19 protein-coding genes and 1 pseudogene are annotated in these 18098 nt (G+C 35.9%); 8 read left to right on the top strand and 12 right to left on the bottom strand.

Annotated features, from left to right (window positions below; all coding sequences use genetic code 11):
- Nucleotides 1-11 precede the first annotated feature (11 nt).
- A complete protein-coding gene (locus JST55_04255; GenBank protein MBS1492694.1) occupies nucleotides 12-422 on the bottom strand; it encodes an ATP-binding protein in 411 nt (136 codons plus the stop codon).
- A gap of 60 nt (nucleotides 423-482) precedes the next feature.
- Here JST55_04255 and JST55_04250 point away from each other — a divergent pair, with 60 nt between their 5' ends.
- Nucleotides 483-812, top strand: coding sequence for a YbjQ family protein (locus tag JST55_04250; protein ID MBS1492693.1), 330 nt, complete (start codon nucleotides 483-485; stop codon nucleotides 810-812).
- Between the two features lie 565 nt (nucleotides 813-1377).
- On the opposite strand, the gene JST55_04245 is transcribed toward JST55_04250, so the two are convergent.
- The 4 genes from JST55_04245 to JST55_04230 all read right to left on the bottom strand — a co-directional run bounded on the left by JST55_04245 (nucleotide 1378) and on the right by JST55_04230 (nucleotide 5685).
- Nucleotides 1378-2457 carry a PA0069 family radical SAM protein gene (locus tag JST55_04245; protein ID MBS1492692.1) on the bottom strand — a complete coding sequence of 360 codons (1080 nt, stop codon included), beginning with the start codon at nucleotides 2455-2457 and terminating at the stop codon, nucleotides 1378-1380.
- A 136-nt stretch (nucleotides 2458-2593) separates the two neighbouring features.
- Complete coding sequence (locus JST55_04240; GenBank protein ID MBS1492691.1) at nucleotides 2594-3523, bottom strand: DUF4349 domain-containing protein; 930 nt, start codon at nucleotides 3521-3523, stop codon at nucleotides 2594-2596.
- A 201-nt stretch (nucleotides 3524-3724) separates the two neighbouring features.
- Nucleotides 3725-5170: a type I glutamate--ammonia ligase gene (gene glnA, locus JST55_04235; GenBank protein ID MBS1492690.1), complete on the bottom strand. Its 1446-nt coding sequence runs from the start codon at nucleotides 5168-5170 to the stop codon at nucleotides 3725-3727.
- A gap of 38 nt (nucleotides 5171-5208) precedes the next feature.
- The gene (locus JST55_04230) at nucleotides 5209-5685 is read right to left on the bottom strand and encodes an Lrp/AsnC family transcriptional regulator (GenBank protein ID MBS1492689.1); all 477 of its coding nucleotides are present in this window, start codon (nucleotides 5683-5685) and stop codon (nucleotides 5209-5211) included.
- A 174-nt stretch (nucleotides 5686-5859) separates the two neighbouring features.
- On the opposite strand from JST55_04230, the gene JST55_04225 reads away from it, so the two are divergent.
- From JST55_04225 to JST55_04210, 4 genes are read left to right on the top strand one after another with little or no spacing between them, the layout of a single operon-like run.
- Nucleotides 5860-6207, top strand: coding sequence for a hypothetical protein (locus tag JST55_04225; protein MBS1492688.1), 348 nt, complete (start codon nucleotides 5860-5862; stop codon nucleotides 6205-6207).
- 1 nt (nucleotide 6208) lies between these two features.
- Nucleotides 6209-7069, top strand: a complete 861-nt coding sequence (locus JST55_04220) for a hypothetical protein (protein ID MBS1492687.1) — start codon at nucleotides 6209-6211, stop codon at nucleotides 7067-7069.
- An 11-nt stretch (nucleotides 7070-7080) separates the two neighbouring features.
- Nucleotides 7081-7518, top strand: coding sequence for a GNAT family N-acetyltransferase (locus JST55_04215; protein MBS1492686.1), 438 nt, complete (start codon nucleotides 7081-7083; stop codon nucleotides 7516-7518).
- A gap of 39 nt (nucleotides 7519-7557) precedes the next feature.
- A complete protein-coding gene (locus tag JST55_04210; GenBank protein ID MBS1492685.1) occupies nucleotides 7558-7860 on the top strand; it encodes a DUF1272 domain-containing protein in 303 nt (100 codons plus the stop codon).
- 106 nt (nucleotides 7861-7966) lie between these two features.
- Here JST55_04210 and JST55_04205 read toward each other — a convergent pair whose 3' ends face one another.
- From JST55_04205 to JST55_04195, 3 genes are all read right to left on the bottom strand, one after another.
- The gene (locus JST55_04205; protein ID MBS1492684.1) at nucleotides 7967-8212 is read right to left on the bottom strand and encodes a hypothetical protein; all 246 of its coding nucleotides are present in this window, start codon (nucleotides 8210-8212) and stop codon (nucleotides 7967-7969) included.
- Nucleotides 8213-8338: 126 nt separating this feature from the next.
- The gene (locus JST55_04200; GenBank protein MBS1492683.1) at nucleotides 8339-8686 is read right to left on the bottom strand and encodes a hypothetical protein; all 348 of its coding nucleotides are present in this window, start codon (nucleotides 8684-8686) and stop codon (nucleotides 8339-8341) included.
- Nucleotides 8687-8722: 36 nt separating this feature from the next.
- Nucleotides 8723-9328, bottom strand: coding sequence for a sigma-70 family RNA polymerase sigma factor (locus JST55_04195; protein ID MBS1492682.1), 606 nt, complete (start codon nucleotides 9326-9328; stop codon nucleotides 8723-8725).
- Nucleotides 9329-10127: 799 nt separating this feature from the next.
- On the opposite strand from JST55_04195, the gene JST55_04190 reads away from it, so the two are divergent.
- Nucleotides 10128-11699, top strand: a complete 1572-nt coding sequence (locus tag JST55_04190) for an SBBP repeat-containing protein (protein ID MBS1492681.1) — start codon at nucleotides 10128-10130, stop codon at nucleotides 11697-11699.
- 3 nt (nucleotides 11700-11702) lie between these two features.
- On the opposite strand, the gene JST55_04185 is transcribed toward JST55_04190, so the two are convergent.
- Entirely contained in the window at nucleotides 11703-12059 is a 357-nt protein-coding gene (locus tag JST55_04185; GenBank protein MBS1492680.1) for a helix-turn-helix domain-containing protein, read from the bottom strand.
- A 3-nt stretch (nucleotides 12060-12062) separates the two neighbouring features.
- Nucleotides 12063-12356 (bottom strand): annotated as a pseudogene (locus tag JST55_04180) (type II toxin-antitoxin system HigB family toxin).
- A 122-nt stretch (nucleotides 12357-12478) separates the two neighbouring features.
- Here JST55_04180 and JST55_04175 point away from each other — a divergent pair.
- Complete coding sequence (locus tag JST55_04175; GenBank protein ID MBS1492679.1) at nucleotides 12479-13126, top strand: YihA family ribosome biogenesis GTP-binding protein; 648 nt, start codon at nucleotides 12479-12481, stop codon at nucleotides 13124-13126.
- Between the two features lie 317 nt (nucleotides 13127-13443).
- A complete protein-coding gene (locus tag JST55_04170; protein MBS1492678.1) occupies nucleotides 13444-16641 on the top strand; it encodes a PD40 domain-containing protein in 3198 nt (1065 codons plus the stop codon).
- Between the two features lie 113 nt (nucleotides 16642-16754).
- On the opposite strand, the gene JST55_04165 is transcribed toward JST55_04170, so the two are convergent.
- Both JST55_04165 and JST55_04160 read right to left on the bottom strand, forming a co-directional pair.
- Nucleotides 16755-17651, bottom strand: a complete 897-nt coding sequence (locus JST55_04165) for a branched-chain amino acid ABC transporter permease (protein ID MBS1492677.1) — start codon at nucleotides 17649-17651, stop codon at nucleotides 16755-16757.
- 102 nt (nucleotides 17652-17753) lie between these two features.
- Nucleotides 17754-18098, bottom strand: a complete 345-nt coding sequence (locus JST55_04160; protein MBS1492676.1) for a four helix bundle protein — start codon at nucleotides 18096-18098, stop codon at nucleotides 17754-17756.

Below are 18098 nucleotides of genomic sequence, written 5' to 3'. Positions count from 1 at the left end.
ATTAAAATATTTTAGAAGTTCTCTACAAGTCCTAATTCTCTATGAGTTATTTCTAAGGATACAGTGGGATATTTTTTGTGTATGTGTTTGGCTAATGATTCGCTTGCATATACGGAACGATGCTGTCCGCCTGTGCAGCCAAATCCGATCAATAAACTGGAAAAATTTCTTTCGATATAATTATCCACTGCCATATCAATTATTTTGAAAACGCTTTCAAGAAACTGAGGCATTAAAGTTTGATTTTCTATAAACTGAATCACATCTTCCTCTTTTCCTGTTTTGAATTTGAATTCTTCAAGCCTTCCGGGGTTATGCATGAACCTGCAATCAAATATAAATCCGCCTCCGTTACCGCTTTGGTCGGCAGGCAGTCCGCTTTTATTATAGCCGAACGAAAAAATAGAAACTTTTAATGACATAAATTTTTTTGTAGATATTTAATATATTAATCGTATCTCACAATTAAATTGCAATAAAAAATGGATACAAGATTTATTACAACTTCTTTTGAAATTCACGGATGTAAAATTACAAGACAGCTTGGTATAGTAAGAGGAATTACAGTGCGTTCAAGAAATTTCTTTGCAAACATCGGTGCTGCATTTCAGACTTTAGCAGGCGGTAACATAACTTTATATACAGAACTTTGCGAACATGCGCGTCAGGAAGCTTTTGATATTATGATTAAACATGCGGAAGAAATAGGTGCAAACGGAATTATTGGCATGAGATACGATGCAAATGAAGTTATGCAGGGAGTAACAGAAGTGCTTGCATACGGTACTGCAGTTGTGATAGAAGCTGCATAATGATTTATTATTGGTTCAAAGAATTTAAAAGCGAATACAACGTATTTCATTTAATACCGTACTCATTGTTTTGCTTTTTATTATTATTGTCTGTATTTGTAAATGTTGCAGATCTTAATTCTCCATTTGTTTTTGAACCATATTATAAATACATGCAAAATGAAACTATTAGAAATATCTACAATTTCAAAATAGTTTTTTTGTTAATTATGTCTGCTGTATTTCTTATTAATATAATTTATATCTTTATAAAAAAAGAACCTCCATATAAATTATCATTAATTTTACTTTTGCTTTTAAGTCTATCAATAGTTTGTTTGGTATGGTATGAATTATATTTTGGTTCTACTTTTTATTACGGCGAAGTCAGAGATAAACAAGCTTTAAATACTTTTCTTATTGCACCGAGTATGTGGTTATCAATGACAATATCTTATATATTGTTAAAGAAGTTAAAATTCGCAAGCATTATAATGTTACTTTTCCTTTTCATTGCAATGATTATATACTTTATTCAATACAGTATCTTTCTCCAATTGCCGGATTCCTGGAAATTGTGGGCTTCCTAAAACAATTTTTCCTGTTCAGGATTTCTATCAAATAAATCTGTTCTTAAACCTGCGTGTTCTTTATTAAGATTATATTTCTGAGAGTTGATCTTAAAAATCTGTTTAACCGTCTCTGCCCATTCTCCTTCTCCTCGCATTCGTGTTCCCCAGTCGGAATTGTAAAGCTCTCCGCCTCTTAAACTTTTAACTCTGTTCAAAATTTTGCTTGCTCTATCGGGAAAATTCTGATTAACCCAGTTTGTGAATAGTTCTTTATTCTGCCATGGCAATCGCAGGATTACTCTGGCAACACTTTTCGCGCCTGCATCTGCTGCAGATTTTATAACAAACGGAATAGTATCATCTGTTAAACCCGGTATTACAGGAGCAATATTTACATTCACAAATATTCCTGCTTTGGATAAATTTTCTACTGTCTGTAATCTTCTGGAAGGTGTTGATGTTCTGGGTTCCATAACACTTGCAATTTCTTTATTGAGCGTTGGAATTGAAATTGTTACTCCTACTAAATTTAAATTATGTAATTCGGTAAGAATATCTAAATCTCTTTCAATGAGCGAGTTTTTAGTTATGATGCCGACGGGATTCTTGTATTTCAAAAATACTTCAAGAAGCCTTCTTGTGATTTGCAATTTTCTTTCGACAGGCTGATAACAGTCAGTGTTTCCTGAAAGAACTATTACTTGTGGAATATAGCTCTTGCCTTGAAATCCTTTTTCAAGTAATTCCGGCGCATCTTTTTTCACCATTATCTTAGTCTCAAAATCCAGACCTGAGGAAAATCCAAGATACTCGTGAGTAGGTCTAGCATAACAATAAATGCAGCCATGCTCGCAACCGCGGTAAGGATTTATGCTGTATTCAAATCCTAAATCAGGACTGTCATTTTTTGATAAAATGCTTTTCGAGTTGTCATTGATGAATTCAGTTACCGGTCTTCCTTCATCCTCGTCTTTGGTATGTTCAAGATATTCATCGAGAACTTCTAATTTCACATTTATAAATCTGTTACCGGGATTTATATCCGTTCCTCTTCCTTTAAAATCTTTCAAGCCCCTAAATTTTCTTAGAGAAATTTACAATAAATACCATAAATAAAAAAGGTATAAAATAATACGGTATAAAAGAAATGCCCTCCTGAGTTTTTCCGCTCTCAAACGGCTGCAATTACTCAGGAAGGATTATGAAGGAAAATAGAGGTGTTAAAATTATTTAAGCAGTTTTAAGTTTTCTTGCCTTTGATTTTTTGTAGATCAAAATTGCTATGTAAGCTAAAATTAATAATAAAATCACTACCGGCATTAATGCTATGAAGAATGTAATCATGCCTGACAGAATTTCCGTAAATCCTTTAAGTCCTTTACTGAACCCTCTTCCAATCTCGTAGAAAAATCCGCCGCCGCTGGAAGTTGTCATTAAAGAGGGCTCGTAAACTGAAACAGTAAGTGTGGAAAAGTCAGTCTGATTTTTTAAGAACTTCATTCTTCCCTGAATCTTTTCAATACTTTCTCTTACCGATGCGAGCTTTTCTTCGACAGAAACTACATCAATTAATTTTGCAGTCTTATCATTTAACAAAGTGAGTAATCTTTTTTCAAGCTCGCCTTGTGTATTCATTCTAGCCTGCAAGTCAATATATTCAGAGGTAACATCGCTTCCGTTTATCTGTGAGTTCAGGACTTTTCCAAAGTTACTCATATCCTTAACCATCGCATCATATTTATCAGAGGTAATTCTTATAGTTATAGCTCCCTGCTTTTTACCTGAAGCATTTACCTGTGAGCTTGAGTTTGTAATAAATCCTCCCGCCTTCTTAACGTAGTCACTGATCTGATTTATGCTCTCGTCATATTTTTCTGTCTCAAGATTCATGGTTCCGGTTTTTATTACCATTCTGTTTACAACATCGAGAACATCTGAAACTTGCCTGAAATCACTATCCTTTTTAAATTCCTTTTGCACGGATAAATCTTTCATCTTTACTTTATCTGTACCAGGATCATTAACAGGAGGGTTTGTTACTGATAGTTTTGTATCATCATTGGAATTATTGCCGGCTGTTTTATCTGTGAACTTCCCGCAGGAAAAAAGCGGCAGTAAAATTGTAAGGGAGAGTATGAAAAATAGTTTTGGAGTTTTCATAACTTTTTTTCTATTGATACTTGGCTGATAGAAATAAGTTCCCGTTAATTTCGGGAAGGTGGGAGTTACGATTTTAATAATGCTATATGGGCAATTTGTTTTATCAGTGTCATCATAGCAATCATAGAAATCTGTGTTAACAAAAAACCCGAAGAAAAATTAATCTCACCGGGTCTTTATTTACGAATTATACTTTATTTATTATACTTCGTAGTATAAATGGAATTCAAACGGATGAGGTCTCAACTGAACTTCTTTTACCTCTTTATTCATTTTATAATCAATCCATGTATCAACAAATTCCTGAGTAAATACATTTCCTGCTTTTAAGAACTCATGGTCTTTTGCTAAGTTCTGTAAAGCGTTTCTTAAAGAATCAGGTGCATGATTTATCTTTGCTGCTTCAACTGCGCTTAAATGATAAACATCTTTATCCATCGGCTGACCCGGATCAATTTTATTCAATATACCATCAATACCTGCAAGCAATAATGCGCTGAATGCCAAGTAAGGATTTGCAGAACCATCGGGACATCTGAATTCAACTCTCTTTGCTTTCGGATTATCCGAGTACATAGGGATTCTTATTGCAGCGCTTCTGTTTCTCATAGAGTAAACAAGATTTACAGGTGCTTCATAACCCGGTACTAATCTCTTGTATGAATTTGTTGTAGGGTTTGTAATAGCAAGCAAAGCAGGAGCGTGTTTCAATAATCCTCCTATGAAATGTAATGCCATTTCACTTAAGCCAGCATATTTATCACCTGCGAAAAGCGGTTTTCCGTCTTTCCATAAGCTGATGTGTGTATGCATACCGCTTCCGTTATCACCGAAGATCGGCTTTGGCATAAATGTAGCAGTCTTACCTGCAGCCTTTGCAGTATTCTTTACAACGTATTTGAACATCTGTAAATCGTCTGCGCACTTAAGCATAGGGCAGTATTTGAAATCAATTTCAGCCTGACCTGCAGTTGCAACTTCGTGATGCTGTGTTTCAACATCGATGCCTGCATTCATTAAGTTCACAACCATTTCATTTCTTAAATCATTGGTAGAATCTGCAGGAGGAACAGGGAAGTAACCTTCTTTAATTCTGATTTTATGTCCAAGGTTTGCTTCGTGTTCAGTTCCTGTATTCCAGAAACCTTCTACTGAGTCAATTTTATACCAGCTTGAATATTCATTTACATTGTAAGCAACGTGATCTAAGATAAAAAATTCTGCTTCAGGTCCGAAGAAAACAGAGTCAGCAATACCTGTTGATTGCAAATATTCCAAAGCCTTTTTACATACGTATCTTGGGTCCATATCATAATATTGCTTTGAGATAGGATCGAAGATATCACAGATCATGCTGAGTGTTGTGACCTTAATGAAAGGGTCAACTTGTGCAGTTGTAGGATCAGGCATAACAAGCATATCTGATTCATTGATTTGTTTCCATCCTCTGATAGATGAACCGTCGAATCCGAATCCTTCATAAAAACTTTCTTCTGTAAGTCTGTGTGTAGGCACTGAAAAATGCTGCCAACCGCCAACCATATCGGTAAATCTGAAGTCAATCATTTTGATATCTTTGTCTTTGATGAGCTTGAAGACATCGCCTATCTTTGCAAGCTTTTCTTTGTGTTGTTCTGCTGAGGCCATTTGGGTTATATTTAATTTATAGATTTAGTTAATATTTTTTAGTGAGTCTTTGTTCCGTTTTTGTAATGTATATCTAAGTTAAGTGTTTCCTTTAACGTGCTGAGCACAATACTTGTACGGGTGGATTTCACACCCTGCCATGACTGAATCTTCGATAACAGTTTTTCCAATGTAGTTGTATTCTCTGTTCTGATTTTTAATACGTGCGAACCTTCACCTGTAATTGAGTGGCATTCTAAAATTTCTTTAGTGTTCTGGCAGTGTTCAATAAAGCTTGTGTAATGTTTGGATGATTCGCTTACAACAAATATAAATCCCGTAATATCGAAGTGTAATTTCTTATGATTTAAAACAGCTGTGTAAGAATTTATATAGCCGTGGTTTTCGAGCTTGTATATTCTGTCTATTGTTGAAGGAAGAGATAACCCTATTTTTTCGGCAAGTTCATTTCTTTTTATATGAGCATTTTTCTGAAGCTCGCTTAATATCGAGTAGTCAATCGCATCAAGCTTAATATCTTCGTGAAGTTTAGAAATTGTCAAACCTAATAAAATAAGGTAATTTAATTAATATACCTTACAAAATAAGGAAAACTACTTGCGTTGTCAATACAAAATAAACTTTGACGTAAATTATTGAATTGAAAAATCGTTCAAACATCGGAATATTGTATAAATCAAATAATCAATATGAAAGAATACCTGATAATGCTTCTTAACGGGCTGATTTTATTGCTCTTAAGTCTTATCCCTTATCTGATGGCAGAGCCTGACCACAGAAGCCCTACTGCTTTCATTGGTGTCGGAATCGGAATTTTACTTATAATTCTCTCCTTCCCCACAAAAAACGAAAATCATGTTACTGCGCATATCGGAGTAGTTCTTACACTCCTTGCAGCTATTGCATTTTTTATCGTGGGAATTAAAAGAAGCAATACATACGTTATCATTATGGCTGTTACCTCTGCCATTTCGACTATTTTGTTCATTTTAGGATTCATGAAACGTAAAAGAGACAGACAGAGTATAACTAAGTAAGATGCATTTACGAGAATTATTTAAAAGGTACAGAACGAAGATTTCATTTGCCGTTATTCTAGTGGTAATTGAAAATCTTGCATGGATAATTGAGCCGTATTTACTGGGACTTGTTATTGATGACTTAATCGATAAAGCTTACATCGACCCCACTTTAAATACGTTCTGGCCGATTTTCGCCTGGGTCGGACTATTTGTGCTTAATTCCTCCGTTGGTGCTTATCGTCGTGTTTATGATACTAAGCTCTTCACTCATATCTTTACAAAAATTGCTACCTATGTCTCTCAGGATTCTCTAGAGAAAAATCTTACTGTTTCACAGACTGCTGCACGCGCTGAGTTGTCATATCAGTACATTGCATTTCTACAATACAGAATGCCTGAAATAATAGACCAATTAGTCGCCATCTTCGGTGCTGTTATAGCCATGTATTTATTTGACTGGCGTATTTCTGTTACCTGCGGAGTTATAATTATCCCTCTGTATTTCATTAATAAGCTTTATGTAAATAAAGTCTCTGTTCATCAGAAAGAATATCATGATAAATATGAAGACGTTGTTGATATCATTTCCAAAAAAGATCCGAAGGAAGTCGAGAAATATTATGACGACCTTGCAAAGCCGCAGGTAAAAATTTCAAACTGGGGCGCGCTTAATTTCGGACTTATGAGATTCGTGCTTCTGTTTATATTCATCGCTGTTATTTATATCTCTATCGACTTAGATGAATTTTCCGCCGGAGAGCTTTTTTCCATCGTTGCTTACTTATGGACCTTCGTAACAGCATCTGAAACTCTCCCCGAACTTCTTGAAAGCTGGACCTCATTACAGGATATTTCCAGAAGATTGAAGAAAGAATAATTCTGTGCAAAATGATACGTCCATACAAAGATGATGACTTCAAAATGCTCATTCATATTTTCCGGTTGAATGTCCCTCAGGCATTCGATCCTTCCGAAGAAATTGAACTCATACAGTTTATCAACCATCATAAAAGAACTTATTTCACATACGAATTCGAAGGCGTCCCTGTCGGCTTCGGCGGATATCATATTACAGAAGATACATCCGTTGCACGGTTATCATGGCAGTTCTTTAATCCTAAGTATCAGAAAATGGGACTTGGAACGCAGATGACAATGTTCCGGCTTAACGAAATTAAAAAGAATACAGATGTCAAAATTATATCTTCATGGACTTCACAGCATGCCTTTGCATTTTATGAGAAGTTTGGTTTTAAGCTCGCTGAAATGCAAAAAGATTTCTGGGGCGAGGGACTGGATTTATACAGAATGGAATTGATTGTGTAAACTAAATGCTCTATCTATATACAACAACTAATAAAAACTATGCTTGAACTTAGACCTTGCTGTGAAAATTGTAACAAAGCCTTACCATACAATGCAGATAACGCAATGATTTGCTCATTTGAATGTACCTTTTGCGATGTATGCGCAAAAGAGTTATTAAAAAATGTATGCCCTAACTGCGGAGGCGGATTTCAAAGAAGACCTGCCCGTCCTGCTGATAAAATTGAAGAATATCCCGCATCAACAAAACTTGTTCACAAGACTGTTGATTTAGATGCGCATAAACAGATGCTTGAAAAGCGTAATGCTCAGCCTGAAGTAAAACAAAAATTACAATACTGAAGAATTTAGAATGTATAATTCAGAATTCAGAATATAAACAATAGATTCATTTTGTTGCTGTACTTCAAATTCTGCATTCTGCATTCATAATTCTGAATTCTTAATTCTAGAGGCTTCTGCACATAAACCCGAGCGAGTTTATCTTTTCGATTACAAAGTTTTCATCTACTGAATCTTCAATCATGTCGCAGTCTATTTCAAGTCTCAGTACTTTATCAACATCATCTAAATCAACTGTGCAGTCATGTACTCCGTAAATGGAATTCATAATTATCTGCACGTAAGACCTCTGAAATTCATTCTGAATATTGGTCTTAAATACTAAAACTGTCTGGCATTCCAAGCCCGTCATAGTGGTAAGCTGTTTAATTTTTTGAAATGATAAAATTTATGAAGTTCCGCTCTTGAACAGAGCGGATATACCGTGCGAGAATTTCTCTTATTTACGGAGAAATCCTCATAAAGTTTTCTCTTTTTGCTAAATATTTACTGTGAAGTTGAATTTCTTACCGAATTTCTCTCTTACTTTTTCGCGCTCTTCTTCGCTCATTCCTTTCATTCGTTCTTCCATTTTTTCTTTCCAGTTTGAGCACTTTCGGTTGTATTCTCTTCTGTGTCCGAAACCTCTTTTACCGAATCCGCCAAATAAGATTTTAGAAAGCACCAGCAAGCCTGCCGTCTGCCAGAACGTTATTAAGGGACCGTGGAATAATTCCGGCACCAGCCAGTTCCACAAATTCATTGTTATAAATCCTGCAATAAGCAGATACAGGCATAAAAATATTACAAATTTAATTCCTCTGAATAACCAGAATCCTTTTCTCATATTATTATATTATAAAGTTCTCTATTAATTTTTAATTTAATGGAATAGCTCCTTGTAAAGCTCCTGCATTTTTTCACGAAGATGAAGCACTGCATACCGCTTTCTGGAAATCACAGTCTTAAGCGGAACATCCATTTCCTCCGCAATTTCATTCAGGCTCTTTCCTTCAAGCTCGTGCATTATAAAAGCTCTGCTCTGATTTTCCGGCAGCTCATCAAGCGCTTCTTCCATCAGGTCTATCAATGCGCTTTGAAGCAACTTATCTTCGATTGAATTTTCAAATGCAGGCAGTACATCTGCAAGCATCAGGACTTCATCGCTTCCGCTTATTTCAAATTCATCTTCCAATGATACCGTTTTCTTTTTGCGGTATAAGTCATTTATTTTATTGCGCGCAACGGTATAGAGCCATGAAGCGAGTTTTTCAATCGGCTTCATCAGCCGCCTGCTTTCAATCAGCTCGTAGAAAACATCCTGCAGAATGTCCTCTGCCTCTTCTCCTGCGGGGACCTTACTTTTTATAAATGATAACAGTTTAGCCCGCTCGCTTATTACGGCTTCACCGATTTCAGCGTTCTGAATGTGAGTAACATCGCTTTGAATTAATGCCTGTTCCATTTCAGCGGGAGTTTCCTTTTCCATTATACTATTATAGACGTATGAACGGGAAAAATACTTTAAAGTTGGGTCTTCAATTATGAATTCAAAATTATGAATTATGAATTAGTCGGGTTTTGGTCGGGTTTTATTCTGCCACAAAACAAGAAAAAGCTCGAAATAACACCAAAATCACTATTTGACCATTTCACCAATTCACTATTTGAATAAAGTCGGAAAAAAGTCGGATTTTCTTAACACGGATAAATATGATCTTTATGATGTCACTGATATTCTCACAATCAGATTTCAAAAAATGTCGGGTTATTGTCGGATTTTAATTCACCTGGGTTGAAAAAACAATACTCGATTTTTTTATTTGTGAAAAAGTCGGGAAAAAGTCGGATTTTCATAATTTCAAATTTCAGATTTTAAATTTCAAATTTTGACGGATTATTGTCGGGTTTTCCAAACTCCGATATTGTAAAAACAATCTCCGATTTTTATCATTTGTGTTTTGGTCGGAAAAAAGTCGGGTTTTATTAACACCGATAAATATGATTTTTATGATGTCACTGATTATATATTTCACTTCAGCTAATTGCTAACTGCTAATTGTTAATTGTTAATTGCTAATTGCACTCTGCAATATATAAAATATTTTTTAGCAGTTCAAATTGCTTCTCCCTATTAGCAGGTATAGGGTGAAAAAATTTAAGAGATACAAATTATGACAAAAATTCCTATCTGACATTGATAATATCAGCACTTATTCATATATTTAAAATAAGAAACTTTTTTGTTAATTCAGAGTTAACAGAAAAACATTAAAACGAGGTCTCTAATGAAAACCCTGCTCGTTACAATTCTATTTGTACTTTCCTCAGTTTATTCATTCTCTCAAAGTTCGCAGCAATGGATAACAAAATTCAATGGTACCGGAAATTCTTTCGATGCCTCAAACAAATCAAAAGTTGACCGCTTCGGAAACATTTATGTTTCAGGCTATAGCAACGGTCCAAACGGAAATATAGATTTTTGCCTGCTGAAATATAATTCATCGGGCACTCTGCTATGGTCAAGAACTTACGACGGACCGAATCACTTAACTGATGATTCTTATGCAATGACGATTGACGATGCAGGTAATATTTTTCTGGGAGGCAGAAGTGATTCGAATCTTGCATCAGGAATGCTGACTATTAAATACAGCTCTTCAGGTGAACTGTTATGGATGGTGGATTTTGGCGGCTTGTTAATAACTGATTCAAACGGGAATTTATACATTTGCGGAGAAAGCGTTGACAGTCAAAATAATTATCACCAATCCCTGCGAAAATATAGTTCATCAGGAACTCTTGTCTGGGAAAATATTAACAGCACAGAAAGAGCATATGCATTGGATATAACGCTTGACCAATCGGGAAACATTATTTTAACAGGTGAATTAGCCAGAGATGAAAACGCCGATATAGGTACATGGAAATATAATAGTACCGGAAATTTACTTTGGGAAAGAAGTTATCAGTTTGCACCCAAAGCAGTTTACAGAGGTGTATTTGTAAAGTCAGATGCAATCGGAAATATTTATGTAGCAGGTGAAAGTAACAGTTCAGGACTTTCAGAGAATGACTTTGTAACTTTAAAATATAATTTATCTGGAGAACAGCAATGGGCTGCGATTTATCATGGAGCAGCAAGCTGGAGGGAATCTGTTAGGGGTTTAATTATCGACGCCGAACGAAACATCTATATCACAGGTGAAAGCGGGGATGACTTTACAACGATGAAGTATAACAACAATGGTGAGCAGCAATGGTGCGCAATTTATAACGGCGAAGCAAATGACCGGGATGAAGTTTACGGAATTGCCGTTGATGCTGCTTCAAATGTTTATGTAACAGGATGGAGTTCGGCTCCTGATAATATGGACTGCGTTACAATAAAGTATAATACATACGGTGTTCAGCAATGGAAACAAATTTATCGCAATCCTTTGCAGGGCACTAATTGTACAAATTCCATTTTAGTTGATTCATCAAACAGTGTTTACGTATCGGGTTTCAGCGAAGGGAACGGAAGTGCAGCAGATATTTTGTTAATAAAATATTCTCAGACAACAGGATTAGATCCGATATCAACTCAATTGCCGGTTAAATACTCATTAGCGCAAAATTATCCGAATCCTTTTAACCCGAATACTACAATAGAGTTTACTTTGCCTGAAAATACTTTTGCGACATTGAAAATATTTGATATGATAGGAAGAGAAATGTATACATTAATAAATGAGAATATGGTTCGCGGTTCATACAGATATAATTTCAACGGGCTATATCTTGCAAGCGGTACATATTTTTATAAACTTCAGACAGCAGGATTTACTGAAACAAAGAAGATGGTATTGGTGAAGTAGGAATTAATATTCTCTTATCAAAATCTCGGACGGAATATTCAGCTTTTTATGAAGTTTTCTTACCATAGAAAGTGTTAATTTTCTCTTTCGATTTAAAACTTCACTGACTCTGCTTTTAGAGCCGATCATTCCTGTTAAATCATTTTGATTATACCCCATTTGTTCCATTCTGAATTTTATTGCTTCAATGGGATCAGGAGAATCAATTTTAAATTTTTCTTTCTCATAATTTTCAATTAACAAGGAAAGAATTTCAAGATTATCGCCTTCTTTTGAGCCTTTTTGGGCGTCAAATATTTTTTCTAAATTAGTTAAAGCAGCCTGATAATCTTTTTTTGTTTTAATAGGTTTTATGTCCATAATTTAAATTTTTTCTGCGTTTATTTTATCGTATTCTGCATGTGTACCAATAAATCTTATCCAAATAATTCCGTAATCATAATTAATTTTTACAATGAGTCTTTAAGTATTTCCTTTAATATTAAAGACAACTCTGTTATCTGCTAATACACTTGCAGAAGGATAATCTTTTTTAATATTTTTTGGTGATTTCCAATCAGACTCTTCTGCTTCTTTATACCACGACTTTAACTGCTGTTCGCAATCTTTGTGTTTCTCCCAAAATTCTCTTAAAATCTTTCTGGATATAATTCTCACAAATTAAACCTTAATAAAGTTCCCAAATCGAGAACTTTATAATATAGTATTTTTTTTGTCAAATCAATAGTAAGAAGTTAATTACATATTTCTTTTGATATAAAGAAGTTATTTTACACTCTATGAAAATCCTGTCAGCAGAGTATATCAAAAGCGCAGTGCGGATGGCGCAATGCCCGCCGCCTACAATTCCTGAGTTTGCCTTCATCGGCCGCTCGAATGTAGGAAAGTCCTCGCTTATTAACATGATAACAAATAAAAACGGACTTGCGAAGACATCTGCTAAGCAGGGAAAGACCGTTACTATAAATCACTTCCTCATTAATAAAGACAACAAAGAAAAAAATTCAAAAAGCTATTACCTTGTTGATCTTCCCGGTTACGGCTATGCATCACGCTCAATAAAAATGCGTGAAGCATGGGAGAAAGCGCTCTGGGAATATGCAATGAAGCGAGAGAACCTCCGGTATTTATTTATACTCATTGACTCACGAATTCCTCCTCAGAAAATAGATATTGAATTTATAAACAAATGCGGAGAGAACGGAATACCGATTGTTTTAACTTTTACCAAGACGGATAAAGAAAGTGAATCGAAGATAAATAAAAATATAGAAGCCTTCAAAGAAGAGCTTGGGAAATACTGGGACGAGCTTCCCGTAATGATTGAAACATCCTCACTCAATAAAAAAGGCAAACCCGAGATACTGAGATTTCTGGACTCTAACTTAGCTGCTATAAAAGCTGAAGATGCTACCGATAATGAATAATCTATATTGTAAAGCTTTGCTTTACTGTCCTTTTTGTCTTGATACAAAAAGAACCAAAAAAATCAAGGCTCCTATAAATTTCCCTAAAAATCACTCCGAAAAGCGGGCTGCGACGTAAACTCGCTTCGCTATCGCTCGCTCAGACATACGTCTCGCCTCGCTTGTTCTCGTGATTTTCTTTACGGAAAATTTATAAGGCCGTTTAATTACTCTCATGTCCTAATCACATTCAATCGGTGATTTATCATCCCAACAAAATCCATTTATTTTCGTAATAAAACTTATCATTTTTACTCTCTAAATCCTAAAAATCCCAAATGAAAAAGCTCCTCATTCTTGTTGCACTTTTTTTCTATTCGTATAGCTATTCCCAATCCGTATTATGGATGCGTTACCCTGCCATCTCCCCTGACGGTCAGACAATTGCTTTTGAATACAAGGGTGATATTTACACTGTTCCTGTATCAGGCGGCAGTGCTTCACCGTTAACAATCCACGAAGCATATGACTTTATGCCGGTGTGGTCACCGGACGGAAGAAACATTGCATTCGCATCTGACCGAAGTGGTAACTTCGATGTATATTTGATTTCTGCAAATGGCGGAGTTCCGAAAAGATTAACATATTACTCTAACGGAGAATATCCCTCGTGCTTTACTCCCGACGGACAGAATGTAATTTTCAGCGGAGTAAGAATGGACTTAAACACTTCAATGAGTTTTCCTACAGGAGCATTGCCTGAATTATACAGTGTAAGTATTGATGGCGGACCGGTGAAGCAGATTTTATCTGCGGCATGTGAGGATGCGGTAATGGATAAATCCGGCAACAGGATTTTATTCCATGATAAAAAAGGATACGAAGATAAATGGAGAAAGCATCAGGCTTCATCTTTTGCAAGGGACTTATGGTGCTATGATAAAACAAATGAATCATTTACAAAGCTTACAGATTTTGCGGGCGAAGACAGAACTCCTGTTTTCTCTCCCGACGAAAATACAGTTTATTTTTTAAGTGAAAGAAGCGGAACGTTCAATGTGTGGAAGATGGATTTCAGAAATCCATCCAATACAACACAGATAACTTTTTTTGAAAATAACCCTGTAAGATTTTTAACAATCTCCAAGGACGGGATGTTGTGTTTTGCTTATGACGGAAAACTTTATACAATGAGAGACGGCGGTCAGCCAAGTGAAGTGAGTGTAAGAGTTAACCTGGAAGAGAAATCGAACGCAGAAAGCATGATGAGTTTTTCAAACGGCGCAACTGAGATGGACCCCTCGCCAAATGGCAAAGAGTTTGTATTTATTGTAAGAGGCGAAGTTTTTGTCGCATCAATGGAAAGCGGACTTACAAAGAGAATTACAAACACTCCCGGACAGGAAAGAAGCGTTAGCTTTTCTCCCGACGGCAAAAGTATTTTATATGCATCTGAAAGAGACAGTGTTTGGGGAATTTATCAGACGACGATTGCAAGACCTGAGGAAAGTTATTTTTTCAATTCAACATTATTGAAAGAAGAACCGGTTGTTGTAAACGGAAAGGAATCATTCTTCCCGAGATATTCTCCCGACGGAAAGGAAGTCGCTTACTTAGAAGAGAGAACCGCAGTTAATATTGTAAATCTTGAAACCAAAGCAATTAGAAATATTTTACCTGCAGATAGAAATTATTCTTACTCAGACGGCGACCAGTGGTTTGACTGGTCACCTGATAGCAAGTGGCTTTTAGTATCTTATCTTGACCCAAACCAATGGCAGACACAAATCGGATTGGCAGATGCAAGCGGTAAAGAACCTATAATACAATTGACGCACACAGGTTATGATAACTTCAACCAGAAGTTTATGATGGGCGGAAAGATGATGATGTACTTATCGACAGAGAACGGATTGCGCAGCGCTGCAAACTGGGGAGCGCAGTCCGATATATATGCAATGTTTTTTAATCAGGAAGACTTCGACAGATTTAAATTAAATAAAGAAGAGTACCAGCTTTTAAAAGAAAAAGAAGAGAAAGAAAAAAAAGAAAAACAGGATAACAAAGAAGAAGTAAAAGATGAGTCTATAAAATATAATCTGGATTACATCGATGACAGAAAAGTAAGGCTGACGAATTTCTCCTCTGAAATTTCAGATGCAGTCATTTCTCCCGATGGAGAAAGAGTTTTTTATCTTACTAAGTTTGAAGGCGGATATGACCTATGGATGAGAAAAATAAGAGAGAACGAAACTAAGACGCTTGCAAAGCTTGGCGGAAACGGCGGCGGACTTATGATGGATAAGGACGGAAAAAATATTTACGTAATAAGTGACGGGAATATCTCAAAAGTAAATCCCGAATCAGGCGAAGTAAAGCGATTAGGATTTAATGCTGAAATGAATTTGAACGAGCAGGCAGAAAGGCAATATATATTTGAGCATATATGGAGACAGGTTGTAAAGAAATTTTACAAGACTGATCTGCATGGTGTGAAATGGGATTATTATAAAAAAGAATATGCTAAGTTTTTACCTTATATAAATAACGGACGTGACTTTGCAGAGATGTGCTCTGAAATGCTGGGAGAGCTAAACGCTTCACATACGGGATGCAGATATAATTCCAGAAATAATAACGGTGACCAGACAGCAGAGCTTGGAGTGTTTTACGACCAGAGTTATTCAGGTAAGGGAATGAAGATAATTGAAGTGATTGAAAGAGGTCCGCTGCAAAACGCCTCTACAAAAATAAAATCAGGAACGATAATAGAGAAAGTTGACGGAGCTGAAATTACAAATGAGTATCCATTAGACAGATTGTTGAACAGAAAATCAGGGAAGTACACACTGCTTAGTTTATATAATGAATCAACTGGTGACAGATGGGATGAAACTGTAAAGCCGATCTCTACAGGTGAACAGTTTGAATTATTGTACAAGAGATGGATAAAGCTCGAACAAAAATTAACGGATAGTCTTTCAAACGGAAGACTTGGCTATGTTCATGTAAGAAGCATGAGTGACCCAAGTTTCAGGGATGTATTTGATAAAGTTATAGGTGAATATCAGGGGAAGGAAGGTCTTGTAGTCGACACGAGATTTAACGGCGGCGGAAATTTACATGACCAGCTTGCAGTATTTTTAAGCGGTAGAAAATATTTTGAGTTTTTACCAAGAGGTCAAAGAATTGGTTACGTTCCGTACTCAAGATGGATAAAGCCATCTGCTGTAATAATGAATGAAGGGAATTACTCAGACGCGCATTTATTCCCTGTAGCATATAAAGAGCTTAACATAGGAAAGACAATCGGAATGCCGGTACCGGGAACGGGAACATCGGTATGGTGGGAGACATTGCAAAATCCATCGTTTGTATTCGGAATTCCTGAAGTTGGATACAGATTATCAAACGGAACATTGACAGAAAATCAGCAGCTTGATCCGGATTACATGGTATTCAATCAGTATGATTTATTAGCTAAAGGAAGAGACCAGCAATTGGAGAAGGCAGTAGATGTATTGCTGGGAAGATAATTTATACGTTACGAAGCAGGAGCATCGTAACTAGTTGGGATTTTATTAAATAAAAAAAGGCAGAGAATAAATTCTCTGCCTTTTTTGTTTGTATTAAAACTTAATAAAATATTTTAAACTTTCTCTACTTCCTTTTTACCAAGTAAACCTGTCGGCTTTACAAGAAGAATGATTATAAGAATTGCGAAAGCGATTGCATCTCTGTAAGTCGGTGAAAGATAACCGACTGTGAAAGTTTCAATTAGTCCGATAACAAGTCCGCCTAAAACAGCGCCGGGAAAATTTCCAATACCTCCAAGAACTGCTGCGATGAAAGCTTTAAGTCCGGGAAGAATACCCATAAGCGGGTCAATGCTTGGATAATTAATACTGTACAAAATTCCTGCTGCTGCTGCAAGTGATGAACCGAGAACAAATGTAAATGAGATAACATTGTTGATGTTAATTCCCATTAAAGAAGCTGCAGTGAGGTTGTTTGATACTGCTCTGATTGCAGTTCCGATTTTTGTTTTCTGCACGACCTGTCTCAATCCAAGCATAAGTAATAATGAAGAAACTATTACTACAATTTGGTTTGAGCCGATATTTGCTCCCCCGATTTTAAAATTTATATTATTTAAAATTGTCGGGAAAGATTTCGGGTCAGCGCCGAAGACTAACTGTCCTGTGTATTGCAGGAACAACGAAACTCCGATTGCAGTGATAAGTACGGTCAACTTCGAAGCGGAACGTAACGGTTTATATGCAAGTTTTTCAATTGTAACACCGATCAAAGCGCAAACTGACATCGAAAGAAGAAGAACAACCAAAGCGCCTACAATAGAGCTTTCGTTCAAGCCCATCATGCGGGCAATATAAAATCCGCTGAATGCGCCAAGCATAAAAATTTCACCGTGGGCGAAATTGATAAACTTGAGAATTCCGTATACCATTGTGTAACCTAACGCTATCAAAGCGTATATTGCGCCTAATGATAATCCGTTAATTATTTGCTGTATAAATTCAGACATGTAGAATAAAGTTTGTAAAGTTTATAAGGTTCATAAAGTCGGTGCTCAGAATAAGGTTTATAAAGTTTGTAAGGTTCATAAAGCCGATACTTGGAATAAAGGTTATAAAGTTTTTATGAAAGCAGATAACATTCTTGAAATTGTTAAAGCTTCATTAATTAAAACATCAAATTCATCTTTAGAAATGTAATTCAACTCCAAACATAAATAAAGCATACTTCTTACTTCTCCGCAGCTTCCTTTTGCAATAAATAGAAAATGTTTTAGTTCTTTATTTCCTTTTCTTTCAAATCCTTCAGCAATATTGTTTGAAATCGAAACTGCCGCCCTTTGAATCTGATCTCGAAAAGAATAGTTTTTGCTTAGTTCAAATTTTTTGAAAATAGAAATAGCAAGTTCCTTTGCTTTTTGCCATACCAGTAAATCTTCAAATCTTTCAGCTTTCAC

It is taken from the genome of Bacteroidota bacterium, from assembly GCA_018266835.1.
Taxonomy (GTDB): domain Bacteria; phylum Bacteroidota; class Ignavibacteria; order Tepidaquicellales; family Tepidaquicellaceae; genus JAFDZO01.
The sequence above is the reverse complement of the archived record's forward strand: the minus strand, read 5'-3'. Positions and strand labels throughout refer to the sequence as shown.